At 68.9% G+C, this 21,897-nt stretch carries 22 protein-coding genes; 4 read left to right on the top strand and 18 right to left on the bottom strand.

The annotated features are described in order from the left end of the window. Positions 1 to 71: 71 nt before the first annotated feature. The 14 genes from rplS to dqs_RS14925 all read right to left on the bottom strand — a co-directional run bounded on the left by rplS (position 72) and on the right by dqs_RS14925 (position 13,554). The gene (gene rplS / locus dqs_RS14990; protein WP_011766627.1) at positions 72 to 458 is read right to left on the bottom strand and encodes a 50S ribosomal protein L19; all 387 of its coding nucleotides are present in this window, start codon (positions 456 to 458) and stop codon (positions 72 to 74) included. Between the two features lie 85 nt (positions 459 to 543). After that, positions 544 to 1,284 carry a tRNA (guanosine(37)-N1)-methyltransferase TrmD gene (trmD, locus tag dqs_RS14985; protein ID WP_236778765.1) on the bottom strand — a complete coding sequence of 247 codons (741 nt, stop codon included), beginning with the start codon at positions 1,282 to 1,284 and terminating at the stop codon, positions 544 to 546. Positions 1,285 to 1,337: 53 nt separating this feature from the next. Continuing rightward, positions 1,338 to 1,844: a ribosome maturation factor RimM gene (gene rimM, locus dqs_RS14980; RefSeq protein WP_011766625.1), complete on the bottom strand. Its 507-nt coding sequence runs from the start codon at positions 1,842 to 1,844 to the stop codon at positions 1,338 to 1,340. 19 nt (positions 1,845 to 1,863) lie between these two features. Beyond that, entirely contained in the window at positions 1,864 to 2,115 is a 252-nt protein-coding gene (gene rpsP, locus dqs_RS14975) for a 30S ribosomal protein S16 (protein ID WP_011766624.1), read from the bottom strand. 82 nt (positions 2,116 to 2,197) lie between these two features. Continuing rightward, positions 2,198 to 3,928 (bottom strand): SulP family inorganic anion transporter, encoded by a 1,731-nt coding sequence (locus dqs_RS14970; protein ID WP_041642700.1) that lies wholly within the window; start codon positions 3,926 to 3,928, stop codon positions 2,198 to 2,200. Positions 3,929 to 4,004: 76 nt separating this feature from the next. Further along, positions 4,005 to 4,919, bottom strand: a complete 915-nt coding sequence (gene hemF / locus dqs_RS14965) for an oxygen-dependent coproporphyrinogen oxidase (protein WP_011766622.1) — start codon at positions 4,917 to 4,919, stop codon at positions 4,005 to 4,007. 6 nt (positions 4,920 to 4,925) lie between these two features. Then, on the bottom strand, positions 4,926 to 6,203 hold the full coding sequence (gene purD, locus dqs_RS14960) for a phosphoribosylamine--glycine ligase (RefSeq protein ID WP_065340982.1): 1,278 nt from the start codon (positions 6,201 to 6,203) through the stop codon (positions 4,926 to 4,928). A gap of 13 nt (positions 6,204 to 6,216) precedes the next feature. Beyond that, a complete protein-coding gene (purH, locus tag dqs_RS14955; protein WP_065340981.1) occupies positions 6,217 to 7,800 on the bottom strand; it encodes a bifunctional phosphoribosylaminoimidazolecarboxamide formyltransferase/IMP cyclohydrolase in 1,584 nt (527 codons plus the stop codon). Between the two features lie 100 nt (positions 7,801 to 7,900). Continuing rightward, positions 7,901 to 8,137 (bottom strand): helix-turn-helix domain-containing protein, encoded by a 237-nt coding sequence (locus dqs_RS14950; RefSeq protein ID WP_011766619.1) that lies wholly within the window; start codon positions 8,135 to 8,137, stop codon positions 7,901 to 7,903. Further along, positions 8,134 to 9,177, bottom strand: coding sequence for a tRNA dihydrouridine synthase DusB (gene dusB, locus dqs_RS14945; protein WP_065340980.1), 1,044 nt, complete (start codon positions 9,175 to 9,177; stop codon positions 8,134 to 8,136). Before dusB ends, dqs_RS14950 begins: the two co-directional genes overlap by 4 nt. Before the next feature lie 96 nt (positions 9,178 to 9,273). After that, positions 9,274 to 10,437, bottom strand: coding sequence for an FAD-dependent monooxygenase (locus dqs_RS14940; RefSeq protein WP_065340979.1), 1,164 nt, complete (start codon positions 10,435 to 10,437; stop codon positions 9,274 to 9,276). Then, entirely contained in the window at positions 10,427 to 11,773 is a 1,347-nt protein-coding gene (gene pepP, locus dqs_RS14935) for a Xaa-Pro aminopeptidase (RefSeq protein WP_011766616.1), read from the bottom strand. The genes dqs_RS14940 and pepP overlap by 11 nt, the downstream gene beginning before the upstream one ends. Before the next feature lie 7 nt (positions 11,774 to 11,780). After that, a complete protein-coding gene (murU, locus tag dqs_RS14930) occupies positions 11,781 to 12,509 on the bottom strand; it encodes an N-acetylmuramate alpha-1-phosphate uridylyltransferase MurU (RefSeq protein ID WP_011766615.1) in 729 nt (242 codons plus the stop codon). A gap of 25 nt (positions 12,510 to 12,534) precedes the next feature. Next, positions 12,535 to 13,554, bottom strand: a complete 1,020-nt coding sequence (locus dqs_RS14925) for an aminoglycoside phosphotransferase family protein (protein ID WP_011766614.1) — start codon at positions 13,552 to 13,554, stop codon at positions 12,535 to 12,537. A gap of 146 nt (positions 13,555 to 13,700) precedes the next feature. On the opposite strand from dqs_RS14925, the gene dqs_RS14920 reads away from it, so the two are divergent. The 4 genes from dqs_RS14920 to rsmA are packed head-to-tail and all read left to right on the top strand — an operon-like array spanning position 13,701 to position 19,379. Continuing rightward, positions 13,701 to 16,211, top strand: a complete 2,511-nt coding sequence (locus dqs_RS14920; RefSeq protein ID WP_236778689.1) for an LPS-assembly protein LptD — start codon at positions 13,701 to 13,703, stop codon at positions 16,209 to 16,211. Between the two features lie 34 nt (positions 16,212 to 16,245). Then, positions 16,246 to 17,565, top strand: coding sequence for a peptidylprolyl isomerase (locus tag dqs_RS14915; protein ID WP_065340978.1), 1,320 nt, complete (start codon positions 16,246 to 16,248; stop codon positions 17,563 to 17,565). 4 nt (positions 17,566 to 17,569) lie between these two features. Continuing rightward, complete coding sequence (pdxA, locus tag dqs_RS14910; protein WP_065340977.1) at positions 17,570 to 18,562, top strand: 4-hydroxythreonine-4-phosphate dehydrogenase PdxA; 993 nt, start codon at positions 17,570 to 17,572, stop codon at positions 18,560 to 18,562. A gap of 19 nt (positions 18,563 to 18,581) precedes the next feature. Then, positions 18,582 to 19,379 (top strand): 16S rRNA (adenine(1518)-N(6)/adenine(1519)-N(6))-dimethyltransferase RsmA, encoded by a 798-nt coding sequence (rsmA, locus tag dqs_RS14905; protein WP_065340976.1) that lies wholly within the window; start codon positions 18,582 to 18,584, stop codon positions 19,377 to 19,379. A 58-nt stretch (positions 19,380 to 19,437) separates the two neighbouring features. Here rsmA and dqs_RS14900 read toward each other — a convergent pair whose 3' ends face one another. The 4 genes from dqs_RS14900 to xth form a co-directional block, all read right to left on the bottom strand. Continuing rightward, a complete protein-coding gene (locus dqs_RS14900; protein ID WP_011766609.1) occupies positions 19,438 to 19,629 on the bottom strand; it encodes a YgaP family membrane protein in 192 nt (63 codons plus the stop codon). 68 nt (positions 19,630 to 19,697) lie between these two features. Beyond that, positions 19,698 to 20,384 carry a Crp/Fnr family transcriptional regulator gene (locus dqs_RS14895; protein WP_011766608.1) on the bottom strand — a complete coding sequence of 229 codons (687 nt, stop codon included), beginning with the start codon at positions 20,382 to 20,384 and terminating at the stop codon, positions 19,698 to 19,700. Between the two features lie 13 nt (positions 20,385 to 20,397). After that, complete coding sequence (locus tag dqs_RS14890) at positions 20,398 to 21,114, bottom strand: alpha/beta fold hydrolase (RefSeq protein ID WP_065340975.1); 717 nt, start codon at positions 21,112 to 21,114, stop codon at positions 20,398 to 20,400. A 5-nt stretch (positions 21,115 to 21,119) separates the two neighbouring features. Continuing rightward, positions 21,120 to 21,881, bottom strand: coding sequence for an exodeoxyribonuclease III (gene xth, locus dqs_RS14885; RefSeq protein WP_065340974.1), 762 nt, complete (start codon positions 21,879 to 21,881; stop codon positions 21,120 to 21,122). Between the last annotated feature and the right edge of the window lie 16 nt (positions 21,882 to 21,897).

Raw genomic sequence — 21,897 nt, 5'->3', positions numbered from 1 at the left:
GTGCGCCGAGGTGGAATGAAAAACGGGCCCTTGCGGGCCCGTTTCGTTCTGCTTGCGCCGGAGCGCCAGTCTTACGCCTTCTTGCCGGCGGCCGACTTGTAGTCCAGCTTTTCCTTGATGCGAGCCGACTTGCCCGAGCGCTGGCGCAGGTAGTACAGCTTGGCGCGACGGACATCGCCGCGACGCTTGACTTCGATCGTCGCGACCAGCGGCGAGTAGGTCTGGAACGTACGCTCCACGCCTTCGCCCGAGGAGATCTTGCGGACGATGAAGGACGAGTTAAGACCGCGGTTACGCTTCGCGATCACGACGCCTTCGTACGCCTGCAGACGTTCGCGGTTGCCTTCCTTGACCTTGACCTGCACCACCACGGTGTCGCCGGGGGCGAACGCGGGGATGGTCTTGCCAGCGGTCAGGCGGGCGATTTCTTCCTGTTCGAGCAGCTGAATCAGGTTCATTTCGTTGACTCCAGTATGGTCAATGGCACTTGGCCTTGCGGCAGAGCAGGTCGCCACCTGATGCACGCGGTTTGTGATCGAGCGTTCAGACGGTGTTGCCATCCTCGGCTCCAGCTTGTTCCCGCTTGAATTCCTCAAGCAGGTTCAATTCTTCCTTGCTCAGCCGACGCGCGGCGAGCAGATCGGGGCGGCGCAGCGCGGTACGCCCCAGCGCCTGCTTCAGGCGCCAGCGCCGGATCAGCGCATGGTTGCCCGAGAGCAGGACTTCCGGCACCCGTTCGCCCTCGTAAATCTCAGGGCGGGTGTAGTGCTGGCAATCCAGCAGGCCGTCGACGAAGGAATCCTCCACCGCCGAATCGGCATCATTCAAGGCCCCCGGCAGTTGCCGGATCACTGCGTCGAGCAACACCATCGCCGGCAGTTCGCCGCCGGAGAGGACGAAGTCGCCGAGCGAGATTTCCTCATCCACGCAGCGGTCTATCAGCCGCTGGTCGATGCCTTCGTAGCGGCCGCACAGCAGGATCATTCCTGGCGCGGCGGCAAGTTCCTGCACCCGGCCGTGATCCAGCGTACGGCCCTGCGGCGACAGGTAGATCACCGGGCCGCTCGTGCCCAGTGCCGCCTGCTGTGCCGCGCGCGCCTGGCCGATGGATTTCTCCAGCGGTTCGGCCAGCATGACCATGCCGGGACCGCCGCCGTAGGGCCGGTCATCGACCGTGCGGTGCGCATCGGTGGCAAAGTCGCGCGGGTTGTGGAAACCGATGTCGTACAAGCCACGATCGCGCGCGCGCCGGGTGATGCCGCTTGCGGTGAGCGCGGCGAACATCTCCGGAAACAGCGTCACCACGTCGAAGCGGCGTTTTCCGCCGGTTGTTGCGGTCACCAGTCTTTCTGCCACGCCACCCGGATGCGCCGGGCCGCGAGGTCTACATCAAGTACATAGGCCGCCACGAAGGGAATGAGCCGCTCCGTCTCGCCGTCTTCGACCTGCAGTACATCGTGTGCGCCGGTGGAAATCAGGCCGCTGACGCGACCCAGGGTTTCGTCCGTCTCGTTCACGACATCGAGCCCGACCAGGTCGCCCCAGTAGTACTCGTCCTTCTCGGGGGCGGGCATCGCATCGCGCGGCGCGCCCACGTAGCGGCCTTCGATCGCTTCGGCGGCGTTGCGGTCGGGAACGCCTTCGAGCAGCGCCACCAGACCTTTTCCATGCGGCCGGCAACTTGCCAGCTTGTACTGAACCCAGGCGCTCTCGGGGCCGTCCGGATCTTCTGCCAGCCACCAGTGCGTCATCTTGCGCCAGGCGGCGGGGTCGTCACCGAAGGGGTGGATCTTGAGCCAGCCCTGAACGCCAAAAGGGGCGACGATGCGCCCCAGTACCATCATTGGCGATGATCCGTCGGGATCAGGCAGCGGCCTTGGCGGCCTGCTTGACCAGACGGGCCACGGTGGGCGACAGCTGGGCGCCGTTCTGTTCCCAGTAAGCCAGACGCTCGGTGTTCACCACGAGGCCCTTTTCGGCGCCAGAGGCGACGGGGTTGTAGTAGCCGACGCGCTCGATGAAGCGGCCGTCACGACGATTGCGGGAATCGGCGGCAACGATGTTGAAGAACGGGCGCTTTTTGGCGCCGCCACGGGCAAGGCGAATGACGACCATTCTGTGTGTCCTGTATTCGGTAGATGCGAAAAGCCGTGCATGATAAGCCAAAAACCCCGACGTCACAAGCCACGGGCGCGTGTCAAGCGCTGGGCGCGGAGGCGGGGCCGCTACTGCCGCGCGTGGGCGCCGCAAGCGAGGGCAGCAGCGCGTCGATGGCCTGCTGCTCGGTGCGGTAGCCGGCATGCGGCGCAAGCGCGGGCCACAGCGGATCGCGCTGCATGGTGTCCAGCACCTGCTTCTTCAATCCGCAGAACGCGATCTGCTGCAGTTGGGCGCCGAAGCGATCCAGCAGCCCGCCCAGCACGTGAAGACCGGTGGCGTCGATCGCGTTGATGCCGGCTGCCGAGACTACCACCGCGCGCACATCCGGCTGTGCACGCGCGGCGCGCAGCATCGCGTCCTCAAAGGTGGCGGCGGTGACGAAGGTGAGCGGACTGTCGAAGCGCAGGATCACAAGCTGGGGATGCGGGTGCGAGAGGCCGAAGCGTTCGAGGTCCCGATAGGTGCCGTCCGGGTGCAGGCCGAGCAGGGCCACGCGCGGACTCATGCTGCGATACACCATCAGCGCCAGCGACAGCAGCAGTCCGGTGAGGATGCCGTTCTGGATGTTGGGGGCGAAGGCGAGGGTGGCGAAGAAGGTGATCAGGCCGGCGAGTCCGTCATCCCGCTGCGTGCGCCACGCCCGGCGCAGGGCGCCGAAGTCGAGCAGGTTGGCGACCGCGAGCAGGATCACCGCGGCGAGGGCCGGCTTGGGCAGGTGCCACAGCAGGGGCGTGAGGTAGAGCAGCGTCAGCAGCACCACGGCGGCAGACACCAGCGACGACAGCCCGCTGCGCGCGCCGGCGGCGTAGTTGAGCGCAGCGCGCGAGAACGAAGAACTGACCGGCAGGCCGCCGGTGAAGGCTGCGGCCAGCTTGGCCAGGCCCTGGCCGATCAGTTCCTGGTTCTGGTCCCATGCTTGCCGTGTGCGGCCGGCGATGACCTTCGCGCTCGATGCGGCTTCCATGAAGCTGACGAGCGCGATGACAAAGGCCGTCGGCAGCAGCGTCACGATGGCGGGAAAGTCGAACGAAGGCAGCGCGAAAGCCGGCAGTCCGCTCGGCACTGCCCCGACGACCGGCCCCCCGCTGGCGGCAAAGCCGCTCCATGCCGACAGGGCCGTGGCGGCGGCGACGACGACGAGCACGCCAGGCAGGCGGGGCGCCGCGCGGCGCAGCACCAGCAGGGCGGCCAGCGCGCCGATGCCGAACAGCGCGGGCGCAAGTTGGGGCAGATGTGGCGGGCTGAAGGCGGCGGCGATGTCGGCGAGGAAGCGCCCGCTTTGCGGGAGTGACAGACCGAGCAGCGGCGGTAGCTGTGACAGGCAGATCACCAGTGCCGCGGCGTTGAGAAAGCCCATCAGCACGGGATGCGACAGCAGGTTGAGCAGCCAGCCCAGGCGCAGTGCGCCGAGCGCGAGCTGGATGAGGCCCGACATCAGCGCCAGCAGTACGGCGAGCGCCAGAAAGCGCGGGCTGTCGGGCGAGGCCAGTGGCAACAGGCTGGCGCCGGTGAGCAGGGAGGTCAGCGCGACCGGTCCGGTGGAGAGTTGGCCGCAGGAGCCGAACAAGGCGCCCACCACCGCGGGCAGCAGCGCCGCATAGAGACCGACATGGGGCGGAAGCGAGCCGAGCTGGGCGTAGGCCAGCGACTGCGGCACCATGACCAGCGCCACGGTGATGCCGGCGATCACGTCACCGCGCACGCTGGCGGCGCTCCACCGCTTCGGCCAGGCGAGAAAGGGGAACAGGCGTTCGACAGGCGCGGACATGCGGCGTGGCGGCGAGGGGCGGGCCGCCATGTTAGCAAACGCTTCTATTTGATGCCCGTGCTTGCGGGCGGTCGAGTCAGGCCCAGTCGCGCGGGACGAGGAATTGTTCGTACAGCGCTGCTTCGGCGGAGCCCGGCTCGGGCTGCCAGTCGTAGCGCCACTTCACGATGGGCGGCATCGACATCAGGATGGACTCGGTACGCCCGCCCGATTGCAGGCCGAACAGGGTGCCGCGGTCGAACACCAGGTTGAACTCGACGTAGCGGCCGCGCCGGTAGGCCTGGAAGTCGCGTTCGCGCTCGCCGTAGCCGTAGTCGCGACGGCGTTCGACGATGGGGATGTAGGCGTCGAGGAAGGCGTTGCCGACCGAGCGGGTGAGGCCGAAGGCGGTGTCGAAATCGGTTTCGCCGTCGGCGCCGAGATCGTCGAAGAACAGTCCGCCAACGCCGCGCGGCTCATTGCGGTGCTTGAGGAAGAAGTAGCGGTCGCACCAGGCCTTGTAGCGCTGGTACTCGGCTTCGCCGCCGAAGGGCAGCACCGCTTCCTTGCAGGTGGCGTGGAAGTGGCGAACGTCGTCTTCGAAGCCGTAATAGGGTGTCAGATCCATGCCGCCACCGAACCACCACACCGGCGGCTTGCCGTCGGCGAGCGCGACGAAGCAGCGCACGTTCATGTGCACGGTGGGGCAGTAGGGGTTGCGCGGATGCAATACGAGCGACACGCCCATCGCCTCGAAGCGGCGCCCCGCGAGTTCGGGCCGGTGCGCGCTGGCCGACGCCGGCAGGCCGTCGCCCATCACGTGCGAAAAATTCACCCCGCCGCGCTCGAAGAAGTTGCCTTCCTCGATCACACGGGTCAGGCCGCCGCCACCGCCCGGGCGCTCCCAGCCGTCGCTGCGGAAGGTCTGGCCGTCGAAGGCTTCGAGCCCGGCGACGATGCGGCCCTGCAGGCCGGTGAAATACTGCTTGATGGCGGTGAGATCGACGACCATGGCGGATCAGCTCTTGCGGGCGACGGCGCGGTGGCCGATGTCGCGGCGGAACTGGCGGCCTTCGAACTGGATCGCGTCGGCGAGTTCGTAGGCACGCTTCTGCGCCGCCTTGACGTTGTCGCCGAGCGCGGTCACGCACAGCACGCGCCCACCGGCCGTGACGATGGCGCCGTCCTGCTCGGCGGTGCCGGCATGGAAGACATGCGCGTCATCCAGCGCTGCCGCAGGCAGACCGCTGATGGCGTCGCCCTTCTTCGGGCTGTCGGGATAGCCGCCGGCGGCGAGCACCACGCCGAGCGCGATGCGGCGGTCCCACTCGGTTTCGGCCTGGTCGAGCTTGCCGGCGATGGCGGCTTCCACCAGGTCGGCGAGGTCGGTCTTGAGCCGCATCATGATCGGCTGGGTTTCGGGGTCGCCCATGCGGCAGTTGAATTCGACCACGCGCGGCTTGCCGGCGTCGTCGATCATCAGCCCGGCGTACAGGAAGCCGGTGTAGGGCAGGCCGTCGGCGGCCATGCCGGCGAGCGTCGGCTGGATGATCTCGCGCATCACCCGCGCGTGGACCTCCGGCGTGACCACCGGCGCGGGCGAATAGGCGCCCATGCCGCCGGTGTTGGGGCCGGCGTCGCCGTCGAGCAGGCGTTTGTGGTCCTGGCTGGTGGCCAGTGGCAGCGCATGCTTGCCATCGGCCATGACGATGAAGCTCGCCTCCTCGCCCTGCATGAACTCCTCGATGACGACGCGAGCGCCCGCGTCCCCCATCTTGTTGTCGAGCAGCATCATGTCGATCGCGCCGTGGGCTTCGTCCAGCGTCATCGCCACCACCACGCCCTTGCCGGCAGCCAGGCCGTCGGCCTTGATCACGATCGGCGCGCCCTCGGCTTCGATGTAGGCGTGGGCTTCGGCGGCGTCGGAGAAGGTCTGGTACTTGGCCGTAGGGATGTTGTGGCGGACCAGGAAGCGCTTGGCGAAGTCCTTGGAGCTTTCGAGCTGGGCGGCGTTCTTCGTCGGCCCGAAGATCGGCAGGCCGGCGGCGCGGAAGGCATCGACCACGCCGGCCGCGAGCGGGGCTTCCGGCCCGACGACGGTGAAGCCGACCTGCTCGTCGCGGGCGAGCGTCACCAGCGCATCGATCGCAGTGACGGGCACGTTCTGGAGCTTGGGTTCGCGCGCGGTGCCGGGGTTGCCCGGAGCGACCAGCACGCGGGTCACACGCGGAGACTGCGCGAGCTTCCAGGCCAGCGCGTGTTCGCGTCCGCCCGAGCCGATGACGAGGACTTTCATGTGCGGACTCCGATCAGTGGCGGAAGTGGCGGAAGCCGGTGAAGACCATCGCGATGTTCTGCTCGTCGGCGGCGGCGATCACCTCGGCGTCGCGCATCGACCCGCCCGGCTGGATCACCGCGGTGGCGCCCGCCTGGGCGAGCACGTCGAGGCCGTCGCGGAACGGGAAGAAGGCATCCGACGCGACCACGCAGCCGGGGATGGCGAGGCCGGCGTTCTCGGCCTTGATCTTGGCGATGCGGGCGGAGTCCACGCGGCTCATCTGGCCGGCGCCGACGCCGATGGTCATGCCGTCCTTGCAATAGACGATGGCGTTGGACTTGACGTACTTGGCCACGCGCCAGGCGAACAGCATGTCTCGCAGTTCGGTGTCGGACGGCGCGCGCTTGGTGACGACCTTGAGGTCGGCGAGCTGGATGCGGGCCTCGTCGGCGCTCTGCACCAGCAGGCCGCCGCCGACGCGCTTGTAGTCGAGCGCACCGGAAGGCTTGCCGAGCGGGCAGGTGAGCACGCGCACGTTCTGCTTGGCGCGCAGCAGCTCCAGCGCGTCGGCGGTGTAGGAGGGCGCGATCAGCACTTCGAGGAACTGGGCGGACACCGCTTCGGCCGCGGCGCGGTCGACTTCGCCATTGAAGGCGATGATGCCGCCGAAGGCGGAAGTCGGGTCGGTGGAGAAGGCCTTCTTGTAGGCTTCCAGCGGGGTCGCGCCGAGTGCGACGCCACAGGGGTTGGCGTGCTTGACGATGACGCACGCGCCGGTGTCGAAGGCCTTCACGCATTCCCACGCCGCGTCGGCGTCGGCGATGTTGTTGTACGACAGTTCCTTGCCTTGCAGTTGGGTGTAGCTGGCGATGCCGCCTTCGGCCGCGCCCGGTTCCTTGTAGAACGCGGCGCTCTGGTGCGGGTTCTCGCCGTAGCGCAGGTTCTGCACCTTGTCGAAGGCGAGCTGGAAGCGCTCCGGATAGGCCTGCTTGGAGACGTCGCCGGCGTCGTTGGTGACCAGCGCGGTGAGGTGGTTGGAGATCGCCGAGTCGTAGCGCGCGGTGTCGGTGAAGGCCTTCACCGCCAGCGCGAAGCGGGTCTTGTAGCTGAGCATGTTGGCGTTGGCCTTGAGCTCGGCGACGATGCCGGCGTAGTCCTCCGGATCGGTGACGATGCCGACGCCGCCGGCTTCGGTGCCGTGGTTCTTGGCCGCGGCGCGCACCATGGTGGGGCCGCCGATGTCGATGTTCTCGATCGCGTCTTCCAGCGTGCAGTCGGGGCGGGCCACGGTGGCCTGGAAGGGGTAGAGGTTCACCACCACGAGATCGATGCGGCTGATGTCGTGGGCGGCGATGGTGTCCATGTGCTCGGCGAGGTCGCGGCGGGCAAGGATGCCGCCGTGCACCTTCGGGTGCAGGGTCTTCACCCGGCCGTCCAGCATTTCCGGGAAGCCGGTGTGCTCGGACACGTCGGTGACCGGCAGGCCGGCGTCGCGCAGCAAGGCGGCGGTGCCGCCGGTCGACAGCAGCTTGATGCCGAGGCCGGCGAGTTCGCGGGCGAAGTCGAGCACGCCGCGTTTGTCGGAAACACTGATCAGGGCTTGGGTGACGTTCATCTTCAGAGGCTGCACAAGGTGGAAAGCGGGGAAAGGCGGAAACTGCAGCGCGGCCCGGTGGCCGGCGCGGGGCAAACAGGCGGCGCGCTGCGCCGCGGCCTTACAACAGGTCGTAGTCGGTGAGCTTGCGGCGCAGGGTGTTGCGGTTGATGCCGAGCATGTCGGCGGCCACGGTCTGGTTACCCTTGGCCTGCTGCAGCACGAACTCCAGCATCGGCCGCTCGACATTGCGGATCACCATGTCGTAGATCGCCGACGGCTTCTCGCCGTCGAGATCGCGGAAATACTGGTCGAGGGTCCGGAAGACGGAGTCGGCGATCTCGTTGCTGCGGCTCATGCTGCAAGTTCCTGAGGCTGTTCGTCGCCAAAATCGGCTTGGCCGGTCTGATAACTCAAACGGCTGTCCGCCTCGGCAAGCTGACCGAAGAATTCGTCTACCGCAGCGAGCTGGGCGGGGATGTCGGGCAGCTGGTTCATCGTGCGCCGGAAGGCGGCGGAGCCGACCAGACCCTTGGTGTACCAGGAGATGTGCTTGCGCGCGACCTTCACGCCGGTGTCTTCGCCGTAAAAGGCGTAGAGGTCGGCGAGGTGCTCACGGCACACCTGGTGGATGTCGGAAACCAGCGGCGGGGGCAGTTCCTCGCCGGTCGCGAGGAAATGTTCGATCTCGCGGAAGATCCACGGCCGGCCCTGGGCGGCGCGGCCGATCATCACGCCGTCAGCGCCGGTGTAGTCGAGCACATGTTTGGCCTTCTGCGGCGTGGTGATGTCGCCGTTTGCGATCACCGGGATCTTCACCAGCGTCTTCACCAGCGCGATGGTGTCGTATTCGGCATCGCCCATGTACTGGTCGGCGCGGGTGCGGCCGTGGATGGCGATGCCCTGGATGCCGGACTCTTCGGCAATGCGGGCGATGATCGGGGCGTTCTTGTTCTGGCGGTTCCAGCCGGTGCGGAACTTGAGCGTGACCGGGGTATCCGGCACCGCCTTGACCACGGCTTCGAGGATGCGCGCCACCAGCGGCTCGTCCTGCATCAGCGCCGAGCCGGCCATTACGTTGCACACCTTCTTGGCCGGGCAGCCCATGTTGATGTCGATGATCTGCGCGCCGCGGTCGGCGTTGTGGCGCGCGGCCTCCGCCATCATCGCCGGGTCGGCGCCGGCGATCTGCACCGAGATCGGATCGACCTCGCCGTCGTGGTTGGCGCGCCGCTGCGTCTTGGCGCTGCCGTACAGCAGCGAGTTGGAGGTGACCATCTCCGACACCGCGAGGCCGGCGCCCAATTTCTTGCACAACTGGCGGAAAGGGCGATCCGTCACACCGGCCATCGGTGCGACGAAGAGATTGTTGCGCAAGGAGAATCCGGCAAACTGCATGGGAGGGCGCGGGCGGGAAAAGGCCGGCATTTTACCCCATGCAGGCGGGGGTGGGCGAGCGCAGCGCCCGCGACGGGCGCCGCGCCGTGATCCCGGTTACGGCCAGGCGCGCGCGCCGAACATCATCCGCCGGGCGACGAAATGGCGCAGCGGGGGGCACACATCGAGCAGGAAGAGGCCAGCGCCGCGGGCGTGGCGGAGCGGGGCGAGGTCGTTGCTGAAGAGCCTCACCAGGCCGTCGGTGAAGCGGATGGTGCCGAAGCGATCGAGCCGGCGGCGGCGTGCGTGCTCGGCGAGCAGCGCCGGGGCGCCGGGGTCGAAACCGGGCTGGCGCGCGGCGTCGAGCAGGGTGTCGGCCAGCCCGCAGACGTCGCGCAGGGCGAGGTTGAAGCCCTGGCCGGCGACCGGGTGCAGGGTCTGGGCCGCATTGCCGAGCCAGACGGTCCGCTCGCCCACGGGGTTGCGGCGGTAGCGCAGCAGTAGCGGGTAGCGCAGGCGCTCGCCCACGGCGGCGAGGTGGACGCGGTCGCCGATCCTGTCCTGCAACACCTGGCGGTAGGCAGCGGTGTCGAGCGCGAGCAGCGCGTCCGCACGCGCCGGCGGGGTGACGTGGACCACGGCGTAGTCGCGGCCGTAGGGCAGCAGCGCAAGCGGACCATCGGCGGTGAAGCGTTCGAACGCCAGTTGGCGATGCGGCGCGGCCGGGGTTGCGACCGAGATCAGCGCGTGCTGGCCGTAGTCGTGCTCGACCACGTCGCCGGCGTCGGACTGCAGGTTGCCTTCGGCGCAGGCTGCCAGGCGCGCGTCCAGCCTGCCTTCGGTGGCGCCGACGAGCGTGGCGGTGATGCCGTCGGCGGTGGGCGTCAGCGCGCCGACCTGCGTGCTGTCGAACACCGGGATGCCGGCGGCGTCCACCGCTGCACGCATCACGCCCGCCAGCGCGCCGGCTGACGCGACGTAGCCGAGCGCCGGCAGCTCGTAGTCGGTGGCGCGCAGCATGCTGCGGCCGAAGCCGCCCTGTTGCGAGACATGGATGGTTTCGATCGGCGTTGCGGTGAGCGCCTTCCATACGCCGAGCCGCTCGAGGCCGAGCCGGGTGCCGTGGGCAAGCGCCAGCACGCGCGGGTCGGCGGCAACCGCTTCGCGCGGGCGGGCGTCCGCCAGGGCGATCCGCAAGCCGCTGTCGCGCAGCGCCAGCGCCAGCGCCAGCCCCACCGGGCCGGCGCCGACGATCAGCAGGTCGACCCGGTCAGGCTGCATGGGCGTCGCGCATCAGGGCTTCGATGTCGGCTGCCTCGCGTGGTACGCCTTCGGTGAGGTATTCGCAGCCGTCGGCGGTGACCAGGGCGTCGTCCTCGATGCGGATGCCGATGTTCCAGAAGGTTTCCGGCACGTCGGCGGCGGGGCGGATGTAACAGCCCGGCTCGACGGTGAGCACCATGCCAGGTTCGAGCGGGCGCCACTCGCCGCCCAGCTTGTACTCGCCGGCGTCGTGCACATCCATGCCCAGCCAGTGGCCGGTGCGGTGCATATAGAAGCGGCGGTAGTCGCCGTTCTCCAGGACCGCATCGAGCGAACCGTTGAGCAGCTTGAGGTCGAGCATGCCCTGCGCGAGCACCTTGACTGCCGCCTCGTGCGGCGCGTTCCAGTGGGCGCCGGGGCGGATGGTTGCGCGCGCCGCGTGCTGCGCCGCCAGCACCAGTTCGTACACCGCGCGTTGCGGGCCGCTGAAGCGGCCGTTTGCCGGGAAGCTGCGGGTGATGTCGGAGGCGTAGCCGTCGAGTTCGCAGCCGGCGTCGATCAGCACCAGATCGCCGTCGGCGATCCGCTGGTCATTCTCGACGTAGTGCAGGATGCAGGCGTTGGCGCCGGCGGCGACGATGGAGGTGTAGGCGGGAAACTGGCTGCCGTTGCGGCGGAAATGATGCAGCAGCTCGGCCTCGATCTCGTATTCGTGGCAACCCGGGCGGGTCGCGCGCATCGCGCGGCAGTGGGCCTCGGCCGAAATGCGCCCGGCGCGCCGCATGATGTCGATCTCGTAGGCGTCCTTGACCAGCCGCATTTCGTCGAGTTCGGCGCGCAGGTCACGCACCGAATGCGGCGGCACGATGCCGGTGCGGGCATTGGCGCGCACCGCGTTGAGGCCGCGGGTGATGCGGGCATCCCAGTCGGCGTCGTGGCCGAGGCTGAACCACATCAGCGGCTGGTTGGCGAGCAGTTCGGCCAGCCGGCGGTCGAATTCGCCCAGCGTCCAGGCTTCGTCGAAGCCGAATACCTCGCGGGCAGCGTCGGGACCGTAGCGGAAACCGTCCCAGATCTCGCGTTCCTCGTCCTTCTCGCGGCAGAACAGGATCTGCTTCGGCGTCTCGCCGGCCACCAGCACCAGTACCGCGCCCGGCTCGCGGAAACCGCTGAGGTAATAGAAGTAGCTGTCGTGGCGGTAGGGGTAGTGGGTGTCGCGGTTGCGCGCGACTTCCGGCGCGGTGGGCAGGATCGCGACGCCGCCGCCGGCTTCGGCCATGCGCGTGAGCAGGCGCTGGCGGCGGGCGGCGAAGGGCGTGATGTCGAGCAGGCTGGAAGCGGTGGGCGCGTTCATGGCGGAATTATCTCATGGCCGGGGGAGCCTGTTCGACCGCGAGGCTGCGGTCGAGTGCGGCCAACTGGGCGGGGGTGCCGACGTTTTCCCAGCGGCCGTCGAAGCGTTCGCCGCTGGCGTGGCCGGCCGCGATGGCGGCGCGGTAGTAGGGTGTCATCGCCACTTTGTCGCCGACGCGGATGTCGGCGAAGAGCCGGGTGTCGTAGAGGCCGATGTTGCCGAAGGTGAGGCGCGCGGGGCCGTCGAGCGCGAGGCGGCCGTCTGCGCCGAGCGCGAAGTCGCCCCCGGGATGGAAGGGCGGGTTCGGTACCATCACCAGGTGCATCAGCGGCGCCGGGCTGGTCGCCATCGCTGCGGCGCGCGGCAGCAGGCGGCGGTAGTCGTAGTCGCAGTAGATGTCGCCGGAGACGGCGAGGAAGACCTCGCCTGCGGCGTCCGGCCGGTCACGGAGCAGCGGCAGCGCCTGGGCGATGCCGCCGGCGGTTTCCAGCGCCGCGCCCTCAGCCGAGTAATGCAGGCGCACGCCGAAGCGGCCGCCGTCGCCGAGGGTGGCTTCGATCTGCTCGCCCAGCCAGGCGTGGTTGATGACGATGTCGGCGATGCCGGCGCGCGCCAGCGCCTCGATCTGCCACGCGATCAGCGGCTTGCCGCCGACCGCGAGCAGCGGCTTGGGACAGGTGTCGGTCAGCGGCCGCATGCGTTCGCCGCGGCCGGCGGCGAAGATCATCGCGCGCATCGGGTCGTCCTGGTGCGAGGGTGGGTCAGAAGGTGTAACCGAACTCGACCTGCTCCGGGTCGAGGCGGTCGAGCAGCTTCAGCAGCGGCCCGAGTTCGCCGTAGCGTTTGCACGCGCGGCGCAGGTAGTCCATCACCAGCGGCATGTCCTTCAGATAGCCTTCCTTGCCGTCGCGGTGGTAGAGGCGGGCGAAGATGCCGAGCACCTTGAGGTGGCGCTGCACGCCCATCCATTCGAAGTCGCGGTGGAAGTCGTCGAAGGCCTCCCGTACCGGCAGCTTCAACGTACGCGCCATCTCCCAGTAGCGGATCAGCAGGTCGAGGATGAATTCCTCGTCCCAGCGGATGTAGGCGTCCTTGAACAGCGACACCAGATCGTAGGTGATCGGGCCGTACACCGCGTCCTGGAAGTCGATCACGCCGGGGTTGCGGCCGCCGGGGATGTGCATCAGATTGCGCGAGTGGTAGTCGCGGTGGACGAAGACCCGCGGTTCGGCGAGGTTCACCGCGAGGATGCGCTCGAACACGGTGTCGAGCGTCGCCCGTTCCTTGTCGGTGAGGGTGACGCCCTTGTGGCGCGCGATGTACCACTCGGGGAACAGCATCAGCTCGCGGTGCAGCAGCGCGCGGTCGTATTCGGGCAGCACGCCGGGCTGGCTCGCGGCCTGGATCGCGGCCAGCGTGCCGAGCGCGTCGGCATAGAGGTGGGCGTCGCGCAGCGGATCCGCGGCGGGCGTCTGCAGCGTCGCGAGGTAGGTGGTGCTGCCAAGGTCGGACAGCAGCAGGAAGCCCAGGTCGAGATCCTGCGCGAGCACGTCGGGCACATGCGCGCCAGCAGCACGGAAAATGTCGCCTACCTTCAGCCACGGCCGGCAGTCCTCGTGGGCCGGCGGCGCGTCCATGACGATCAGGCTGTTGGCGCCATCATCGAAGCTGACGCGGAAATAACGGCGGAAGCTCGCGTCGGCCGAAGCCGGCGCCAGCGAGAAGGCGCGCCCCGGCAGTTGTGCGGCAAGCCAGGACTGGAGCTGTTCGAGACGTTGCAAACGGGTTCTCCGCGATCGATCGTGTAGAATCCGCGAGTTTATCAACACGGCCGTCCGCAGGGGCGGCCCATGACCATGGCGCTATTGGAGCGGCGCCGCGGGCCGCCTGGGGGATTGCTTTGCCGGACAAGGGTTTGAATACGCGGATGCGTTTGATTCCGCTGCTGTTGTGCTGGATGTCGGGCTCCGCGTTTGCGGCCGGCATGCCCGCCCTGGTGGTGTCGCCCGACCTCGTGCGCGGGGCGGCCGGTGCCAGTGCCGCTCCGACGCCGGCGCCTGCCGCCGCCACGCCGGGGCGCACCGTGCGCGACGTAACCTCGCCGGTGGAGGTCCGCCCGGTCGAACCGTCCTCGCCCGCCGCGCAGGTGCCGATGGCGCCGGCCCGGCCGGCCGCGGCTACCGGTCAGGCATCGCCCGCCGCGGCGGCGCCCGCTTCCGCCGCCCCGGCTGGGTCCGCAAGCCCGGCCGACGCGACGGCGCGCAAGCCCGGCTCCACCGAGGTTCGCGCACTGCGCATCCGTGGCACCCGGTCGGTGGAACTGGTCGCCGAGGGCGATGCCGAGCTGCAGCGCGACGACATCCTGCTGACCGCCGACGCGCTGACCTACCGCGAACCCACGGACGAGGCGCTGGCCGAGGGCAATGTGCGCCTGCGCCAGGGGCCGGACGTGATCTCAGGCCCGTCCGCCAGCCTCGTCGTGGGTGAGCGCACCGGCGACTTCCAGTCGCCGCGCTACGAGATCACCCGCACCAAGGCGGGGCTGGAACCCGGAGACCCGCCGCGCCAGGTATCTGGCGGCGGTCACGCGGACGTGCTCCATTTCGAAGGCGAGAACCAGTACCGGCTGGAGAACGCCACCTGGAGCACCTGTTCGGTGGACGATCCCGACTGGTACATCAAGGCGCGCGACCTGCAGCTCGATTACGATCGCGAGATCGGCGTCGCCAAGGGCGGCACCGTGGTGTTCAAGGATGTGCCGTTCTTCTGGATGCCGTGGGCCGAGTTCCCGCTGGTGGGCCAGCGCCAGTCGGGCGTGCTGCCGCCCACGATCGGTTCGTCCAACAAGACCGGTCTTGACCTCACCGTCCCGTATTACTGGAACATCGCGCCGAACTACGACGCCACCATCACCCCGCGCTACATGGGGCGCCGTGGCCTGCAGTTGGGCGGTGAATTCCGCTATCTGGGCGACTCCTACGCCGGCGAAGTGCGGGCCGAATGGCTGGGCCGCGATCGCATCACCGGCGAGCAGCGCACGCTGGGCTCCTTGCAGCACCGCCAGCAGATCACCTCTTCGCTGTATGGCTCGCTCGACATCAACGGCGTGTCCGACGACGACTACTTCGAGGATCTGAGTTCGCGCGTGTCGGTTGCCTCCCGCGTCAATCTGCTGCGCGAAGGGCGTCTGGTGTATGTCGGCAGCCCGTGGTGGAGCGCCTCGGCACTGGTCCAGAGCTACCAGACGCTGAACTCTGATCCGGACAATCCGGTGACCACGCCCTACCGTCGCGTGCCGCAACTGCTGACCACCGCCAGCCGCCCCGATCTGCCCGCCGGTCTCACGTTCAACTGGCACGGCGAATACGTGCAGTTCGCCCACCCGGACGAGGATCATCCGGAGGGCAACCGCTTCACCGCCTATCCGCAGCTGTCGCTGCCGATGCAGCGCGCCGGGTTTTACGTGACGCCCAAGGTCGGCGTCCACTACACCCGCTACGACCTCGACGAACCGGTCGCGGGCCTCACCGATGCGCGCACCTCGATCACGCGTACCGTGCCGATCTTCTCGGTCGATTCGGGCGTCACCTTCGAGCGCGACACGCAGTTCTTCGGCACCGCCTTCACGCAGACCCTGGAGCCGCGGCTGTACTACCTGAACGTGCCCTACCGCCGCCAGGACGACATCCCGCTGTTCGACACCAGCCGCTACGACTTCGGCTTCGCGCAGATCTTTGCCGAGAACCGCTACACCGGGGGCGACCGCATCGGCGACGCGAACCAGCTCACCGCCGCAGTCACCACCCGGCTGATCGACCCCGAAACCGGTTCCGAGCGCATGCGCGCGCTGGTCGGCCAGCGCTACTACTTCGAGGACCAGCGCGTCACCGCCGGCGAGGCCCTGCGCACCAGCCGCCGCACCGACGTGCTCGGCGGTTTCAGCGGACGCATCACGCGCTACAGCACCGTCGATACGCTGCTGCAGTACAACCCGGAAGACAACGAGACCGAACGCTTCAACTTCACCTTCCGCTACCAGCCCGAGTTCGCCAAGGCGCTCAACCTGGGTTACCGCTACGCCCGCAGCCTGGTCAGCCCGGACGGCACGATCGGTCTGCGCGACGTGAACGTCTCCGGCCAGTGGCCGCTGGGCGGCGGCTGGTACGGCGTCGGCCGGCTGACGCATTCGCTTAAGGACGACCGCCTGACCGAGGCGATTGCCGGCATCGAGTACGACGGCGGCTGCTGGGTTGCGCGCGTGGCGATGCACCGCTTCGCGACCGACCCCAACGATGTCACCAAGGCGGTGTTCATCCAGCTCGAACTCAACGACCTCGCCAGCATCGGCTCCAGCCCGGTCAACCTGATCAAGCGCAGCGTGCCGGGCTATGGCAAGATCAACGACCCCGCCGCCAACCGCGTGTTCGGCATCGAATGACGCAGCACGCGCCTCCATCTGCCTGACCAAGCTCATGAATCGATTCCCGCTTCGCCCGCGTTCCCTTTTCGTCGCCCTGGTTGCCTGCAGCGCGCTCGCGCTGCCGGTGCGGGCCGCGGTCCAGCCGGTTGCAGTCGACCGCATCATCGCGGTGGTCAACAACGAAGTGATCACCGCGGTGCAACTGCGCGACCGCGTCGACCAGACCACCCGCCAGCTGCAGCGCCAGGGCGTCCAGCTGCCGCCCGCCGACGTGCTCGAACGCCAGCTTCTCGAGCGCCTGATCGTCGAGCGCGCGCAACTGCAGCTCGCGCGCGACAGCTCGCTGCGGGTGGACGACGCCACGCTCGAGCGGGCGATCGGCCGTATCGCCGAAAACAACAAGATGAACACCATCCAGCTGCGCGCAGCGCTCGAGCGCGACGGCGTGGCCTGGGACCGCTTCCGCAACGAGATCCGCACCGAAATCCTGCTGTCCCGCCTGCGCGAACGCGAAGTCGACGCCAAGATCGTCGTGACCGACGCCGAGGTCGACAACTTCCTGACGTCCAACCCCGACGCCTTTTCGGGTGAGGAATTCCACGTCGCCCACATCCTGCTGCGGGCGCCCGAAGGGGCCACGCCGGAGCAGATCGACCGCCTGCGCCAGCGCGCCGACACCGTGATCAACCGGCTGCGCAATGGCGAGGACTTCGCGCGTGTGGCGGCCGATTCGTCGGATGCGCCGGACGGCATCAGCGGCGGCGACCTCGGCTGGCGCCAGCGCGACCGCCTGCCCGCGCTGTATTCCGACGCGGTGCGCGACCTCCGTCCGGGTGAGCTGTCGCCGCTGATGCGCAGCGCCGCCGGCCTGCACCTGGTCAAGCTGGTCGACCGCCGCGGTGGCGCCGCGGCCGGACCGCAGCGCCTGGAGCAGACCCGCGCCCGCCACATCCTGATCAAGACCTCCGCGGTGCTGTCCGACGCCGAGGCCGAAGCGCGCCTGCTCGGGTTGCGCGAACGGGTCGTCGCCGGCGGGGCCGACTTCGGCGAGCTGGCGAAGGCCAGTTCCGCCGATCTCTCCGCGGCCAAGGGCGGCGACCTGGGCTGGGTCAATCCGGGCGATACGGTGCCCGAGTTCGAGCGCGCGATGAACGTGCTGAAGCCGGGCGAGGTCAGCCCTCCGGTGCGTTCGCCGTTCGGCTGGCATCTGATCCAGGTGCTCGAACGGCGCCAGCAGGACGTCACCGACGAGCGCAAGCGCATGGCAGCCCGCAACATCCTGCGCGAACGCAAGGCCGAAGAGGCTTACGAAGACTGGGTGCGCCAGCTGCGCGACAGCACCTACGTCGAATACCGCCTCGAAAACGACTGATCCCATGGCCGCGCTTCCGGTCCTGGCCGTCACCAGCGGCGAACCCGCCGGCGTCGGGCCCGAACTGTGTGCGCGGCTGCTTGCGCGCGACTGGCCGGCGCGACTGGTCGTGCTGGGCGACGCCGACCTCATCGCCGCGCGCGCTGCGGCGGCGGGCAGCCCGATAGCGGTCCGGCACTACAGCCGCGGCCAGGCCCCGGCCGCCGGCGCGCTCGAGGTGCTCCACATTCCACTCGCCGAACGGAGCGATGCGGGTCACCTGGCGGTGGGCAACGCACGCTACGTGCTGGCGCTGCTCGACCGTGCGCTCGCCGGCTGCGTCGGCGGCGAGTTTGCCGGCATGGTCACCGCGCCGGTGCACAAGGGCGTGATCTGCGAGTCCGGTATCGCGTTCTCCGGTCATACCGAATATCTCGCCGAACATACCGCGACGCCGCTGGTCGTGATGATGCTGGTCGGCGGCGGCATGCGCGTCGCGCTCGCCACCACGCATCTGCCACTGGCCGCGGTGCCGGCGGCGATCACGCGGCCGGTGGTCGAACAGACGCTGCGCATCCTTCACGCCGACCTGGTGCAACGCTTCGGCATCGCCGCGCCGCGCATCCTGGTGGCGGGCCTCAACCCGCACGCGGGCGAGGGCGGTCACATGGGGCGCGAGGAAATCGAGGTCATCACCCCGGTACTGGACCGCCTGCGCGCCGAAGGCCTGCAACTCGTCGGCCCGCTGCCGGCCGACACCCTGTTCGTGCCGCACACGCTGGCGCACGGCGACGCGGTGCTGGCGATGTATCACGACCAGGGCCTGCCGGTGCTCAAGCACGCCAGCTTTGGCGGCGGCGTCAACGTCACGCTCGGTCTGCCGGTGATCCGCACTTCGGTCGACCACGGCACGGCGCTCGACCTTGCCGGCAGCGGTCGCGCCGACCCCGGCAGCCTGTACGCCGCGGTCGAGCTGGCCGTGTCGATGGCCGAGGCCCGTGCCCGCCAGCCGCGCTGAGCGGCGTTCGAGGAATTTCATGCAAGACCGCGAAACCGACGGCCACCGCGCCAGAAAGCGCTTCGGCCAGAACTTCCTGTCCGACCCCAACATCATCCGCCGCATCATCGACGCGATCCGCCCAAGGGAGGGCGACATCATGGTCGAGATCGGCCCGGGTCTCGGCGCGATGACCACGCCGCTGATCGAGCGCCTCGGGCATCTCAACGTGGTCGAGATCGACCGCGACCTGATCGCCCGCCTGCGCGAAACCTGGACGCCGGAGCAGCTCACGATCCACGAGGGCGACGCGCTGAAGTTTGATTTCGGCAGCCTCGGCAGCCCGCTGCGCGTGGTCGGCAACCTGCCCTACAACATCTCCACGCCCATCCTGTTCCACCTGTCCACGTTCGCCGACCGGGTGAAGGACATGACCTTCATGCTGCAGAAGGAGGTGGTGATGCGCATGGTGGCGGAGCCCGGCACCGAGGAATACGGCCGCCTGTCGGTGATGCTGCAATACCGCTTCCGGATGGCGCGGGTGTTCGACGTGCCGCCCGGTGCGTTCCGGCCGGCGCCCAAGGTGATGTCGAGTATCGTGCGGATGGCCCCCTTGCCGCCCGAAGAGCTGGGCGCGCGCGACGAGGCGCTGCTGGGTCAGATCGTCACTGCCGCGTTCGGCCAGCGCCGCAAGACGCTGCGCAATACGCTGAAGGATTTCCTCGGCGAAGCCGACTTTGCCGCGCTCGGGCTGGACCCCGGTCTGCGCGGCGAGCGGCTGTCGGTGGCGGAGTTTGTCGCCATCGCCAACCACGTCGCCGCCGCGCGCGCCGGCTGATGAACGCGCGGCCGGCAGCCGCTTGCGCGGGTGCCGGCCGTGTTGCTGCGGGTAAGGCTCAGGACTTCTTCAGCGGGCAGGTGCTGATGCCCAGCAGCGGATACAGCGGGCACCACCCCATCAACCCGGTGGCGAGCGGAACGATGCCGATCCACGCCCACACCGGACCACCGAGCGCGGCCCAGGCGACGAGTGCGAGGCCTGCGAGGATGCGCAGGATCTTGTCGATACCACCGACGTTGGCTTTCATGGCGTTCTCCTTCGATAACAGGTGGCGCCATTGCAGCAGGGACGACGGGGCGGCGTCTGTAACCTCGGTTACACAGCGGGCGGTGTGGGGCCGCCGCGCTCCTCGCCGGCCGCCAGTTGGCGCAGGCGCGCCGGGTCCAGAACCTCGATCTGTTCGCGCGCCAGCCTCACCAGCCCCTGCGCGGCGAAGCCCTTCAGCAGGCGGCTGACGATCTCGCGCACGCTGCCCAGTTCGTCCGCGAGGTGCTGGTGCGTCACATGCAGCGTGCGGCCCTTGCCCAGCAACAGCGCGGCAAGGCGCTGGTCGAGCCGATGGAAGGCCACTTCCTCGATCAACTGCATCAGGTCGGCGATCCGCTCGGCGAACAGATGGAACACGAAATGCCGGAAGGCCGGGTCGGCGAGCAGTTCGTCGAATACCGGCTTCGGCAGCAGCATCAGGCGGGTCGGGGTTTCCGCGACGCCGCGCGCGTTGTAGTCCTCGTGCCCGAGCAGGCAGGAGGACGAGATGATGCAGGTTTCGCCCGCACTGACCCGATACAGCGGCAGCTCGCGTCCGTTGGGGGCGCATTTCACCACCCGCACCGAACCCTCGATGACAAAGGGAAAGCCTTCGCAGGCCTGACGTTCGTCGAACAGCACCGCGCCGGCGGGCACGTCCATCCAGCGCGCGGACGCCGCCAGCCGGGCGTGCGCAGCAGGTGAGAGGGCAGCGATCACCGGGTAGCGGGCTTCGAGTCTGGGGCTGTCGTTCATCGCGGTCGCCGTCTTAGTGAAAGTGGCGCTGCAGCCATTCGAGCACGAGCGGGGCGGCTGCGGCGGGGGTGCCGATGTGGTCGGCGCCGATCTCCACATAGCGGCTGAGGGGATGACGGGGCGCACGATCGTAGGCGTAGGCCGGGCCGAGGGTGGCGTGGGGATCGGCGCGCCCCACCATCCACAGCACTGGCATTTCCGGCAGCCGCGCGCAGTTCGCCGGCAGTACCGCCGCGCCGGCGGGGTCGAAGTAAGTCAGGTAGTGGGCCGGGTCGATGCGCAGCCGGCGCGGCACGCCCTGGAAACTGTCGACAAGCACGCGACGGCTGCGCTCGCCCGCGGCCAGTGCCGCACGCGCGTCCTGCAGCGCGGCGGTGGTGACCCCTTCCGCGTGCAGCCGTTCGGGCAGATGGCCGGGCGCCAGCACCACCAGCCCGTCGATCCGCGCGCCGCGTGCGGCGCAGGCCACGGCCGCGTTCGCCCCCAGGCTGTGGCCGACCAGCAGCACACGGTTGCATCCCGCATCGCGCAGGCCCGCAACGGCGGCGTGGAGTTCGTCGAGCGCGGTGTCGAAGGAGGCGTCGTACAGCCTGCGCAGCGACCACGGCAATTCCGGCGTGGCGCTGGCGTAGCCCGCCGTTGCAAGCGGTGTCGCGAGGGCGTCGATGGCGAACGGGCGCCGGTCCCACTTACCGTGGGCGAGCACGACGCCGGTGTCCGCCTGTCGCACGCGGCTCAGACTTCCAGGTCGAGCACGACCGGGGCATGGTCGGACGGGCGCTCCAGCTTGCGCGGGGCCTTGTCCACCGTGCAGGCCCGGCACGCCGGCTGCAGCGCGGGCGATACCAGCAGGTGGTCGATGCGCAGGCCGAAATTGCGCCGGAATGCGCCCATGCGGTAGTCCCACCACGAGAACGCCCGCTCCGGCTGGTCGTAGAGGCGGAACGCATCGACCAGTCCGAGCGCGGTCAGCGCGGTGAAGGCGGCGCGCTCCGGCGCCGAGACGTGGATCTCGTCCTTCCAGTCGGGGTGCGCGTCGCGGTCTTCCGGGGCGATGTTGAAGTCGCCCCCCAGCACCAGCCGCGGATGCGCCGTGAGTTCCGCGCGCAGCCATTCGGTCAGCGCCCCCAGCCAGCGCAGCTTGTATTCGAACTTGTCCGAGCCCACCGCCTGGCCGTTGGGAAAGTAGCCGCAGACGATGCGCACGCCGTTCACCGTGGCCGCGATGATGCGCTTCTGTTCGTCCGAAAAGCCGGGGATGTCGCGCACCACGTCTTCCAGCGGGTGCGGGCTGAGGATGGCGACGCCGTTATAGGTCTTCTGGCCGTTGAAGACGGCGTTGTAGCCCGCGGTCTGCAGTTCGGCGACCGGAAAGCCCTTGTCTTCGAGCTTCAGCTCCTGCAGGCAGAGCGCATCGGGCTGGTTCGCCGCCAGCCAGTCGAGGACGTGGGGCAGGCGGACCTTGAGGGAGTTGACGTTCCAGGTAGCGATTTTCATCAGGGGTTCCGATCGA

It is taken from the genome of Azoarcus olearius (assembly GCF_001682385.1).
GTDB lineage: Bacteria > Pseudomonadota > Gammaproteobacteria > Burkholderiales > Rhodocyclaceae > Azoarcus > Azoarcus olearius.
This window is presented reverse-complemented; position numbering and strand designations above follow the sequence as displayed.

What these genes read in the sequence shown, in the direction of transcription:
- rplS (WP_011766627.1), bottom strand. Translation starts at nt 458, where the DNA reads ATGAACCTGATTCAGCTGCTCGAACAGGAAGAAATCGCCCGCCTGACC.
- hemF (WP_011766622.1), bottom strand. Translation starts at nt 4,919, where the DNA reads ATGGTCGTCGATCTCACCGCCATCAAGCAGTATTTCACCGGCCTGCAG.
- dqs_RS14895 (WP_011766608.1), bottom strand. Translation starts at nt 20,384, where the DNA reads ATGAACGACAGCCCCAGACTCGAAGCCCGCTACCCGGTGATCGCTGCC.
- pepP (WP_011766616.1), bottom strand. Translation starts at nt 11,773, where the DNA reads ATGAACGCGCCCACCGCTTCCAGCCTGCTCGACATCACGCCCTTCGCC.
- dusB (WP_065340980.1), bottom strand. Translation starts at nt 9,177, where the DNA reads ATGCAGTTTGCCGGATTCTCCTTGCGCAACAATCTCTTCGTCGCACCG.
- xth (WP_065340974.1), bottom strand. Translation starts at nt 21,881, where the DNA reads ATGAAAATCGCTACCTGGAACGTCAACTCCCTCAAGGTCCGCCTGCCC.
- dqs_RS14920 (WP_236778689.1), top strand. Translation starts at nt 13,701, where the DNA reads ATGCGTTTGATTCCGCTGCTGTTGTGCTGGATGTCGGGCTCCGCGTTT.
- rsmA (WP_065340976.1), top strand. Translation starts at nt 18,582, where the DNA reads ATGCAAGACCGCGAAACCGACGGCCACCGCGCCAGAAAGCGCTTCGGC.
- purH (WP_065340981.1), bottom strand. Translation starts at nt 7,800, where the DNA reads ATGAACGTCACCCAAGCCCTGATCAGTGTTTCCGACAAACGCGGCGTG.
- murU (WP_011766615.1), bottom strand. Translation starts at nt 12,509, where the DNA reads ATGCGCGCGATGATCTTCGCCGCCGGCCGCGGCGAACGCATGCGGCCG.
- dqs_RS14900 (WP_011766609.1), bottom strand. Translation starts at nt 19,629, where the DNA reads ATGAAAGCCAACGTCGGTGGTATCGACAAGATCCTGCGCATCCTCGCA.
- pdxA (WP_065340977.1), top strand. Translation starts at nt 17,570, where the DNA reads ATGGCCGCGCTTCCGGTCCTGGCCGTCACCAGCGGCGAACCCGCCGGC.
- dqs_RS14950 (WP_011766619.1), bottom strand. Translation starts at nt 8,137, where the DNA reads ATGAGCCGCAGCAACGAGATCGCCGACTCCGTCTTCCGGACCCTCGAC.
- dqs_RS14970 (WP_041642700.1), bottom strand. Translation starts at nt 3,928, where the DNA reads ATGTCCGCGCCTGTCGAACGCCTGTTCCCCTTTCTCGCCTGGCCGAAG.
- rpsP (WP_011766624.1), bottom strand. Translation starts at nt 2,115, where the DNA reads ATGGTCGTCATTCGCCTTGCCCGTGGCGGCGCCAAAAAGCGCCCGTTC.
- rimM (WP_011766625.1), bottom strand. Translation starts at nt 1,844, where the DNA reads ATGATGGTACTGGGGCGCATCGTCGCCCCTTTTGGCGTTCAGGGCTGG.
- trmD (WP_236778765.1), bottom strand. Translation starts at nt 1,284, where the DNA reads ATGTTCGCCGCGCTCACCGCAAGCGGCATCACCCGGCGCGCGCGCGAT.
- dqs_RS14940 (WP_065340979.1), bottom strand. Translation starts at nt 10,437, where the DNA reads ATGCAGCCTGACCGGGTCGACCTGCTGATCGTCGGCGCCGGCCCGGTG.
- purD (WP_065340982.1), bottom strand. Translation starts at nt 6,203, where the DNA reads ATGAAAGTCCTCGTCATCGGCTCGGGCGGACGCGAACACGCGCTGGCC.
- dqs_RS14915 (WP_065340978.1), top strand. Translation starts at nt 16,246, where the DNA reads ATGAATCGATTCCCGCTTCGCCCGCGTTCCCTTTTCGTCGCCCTGGTT.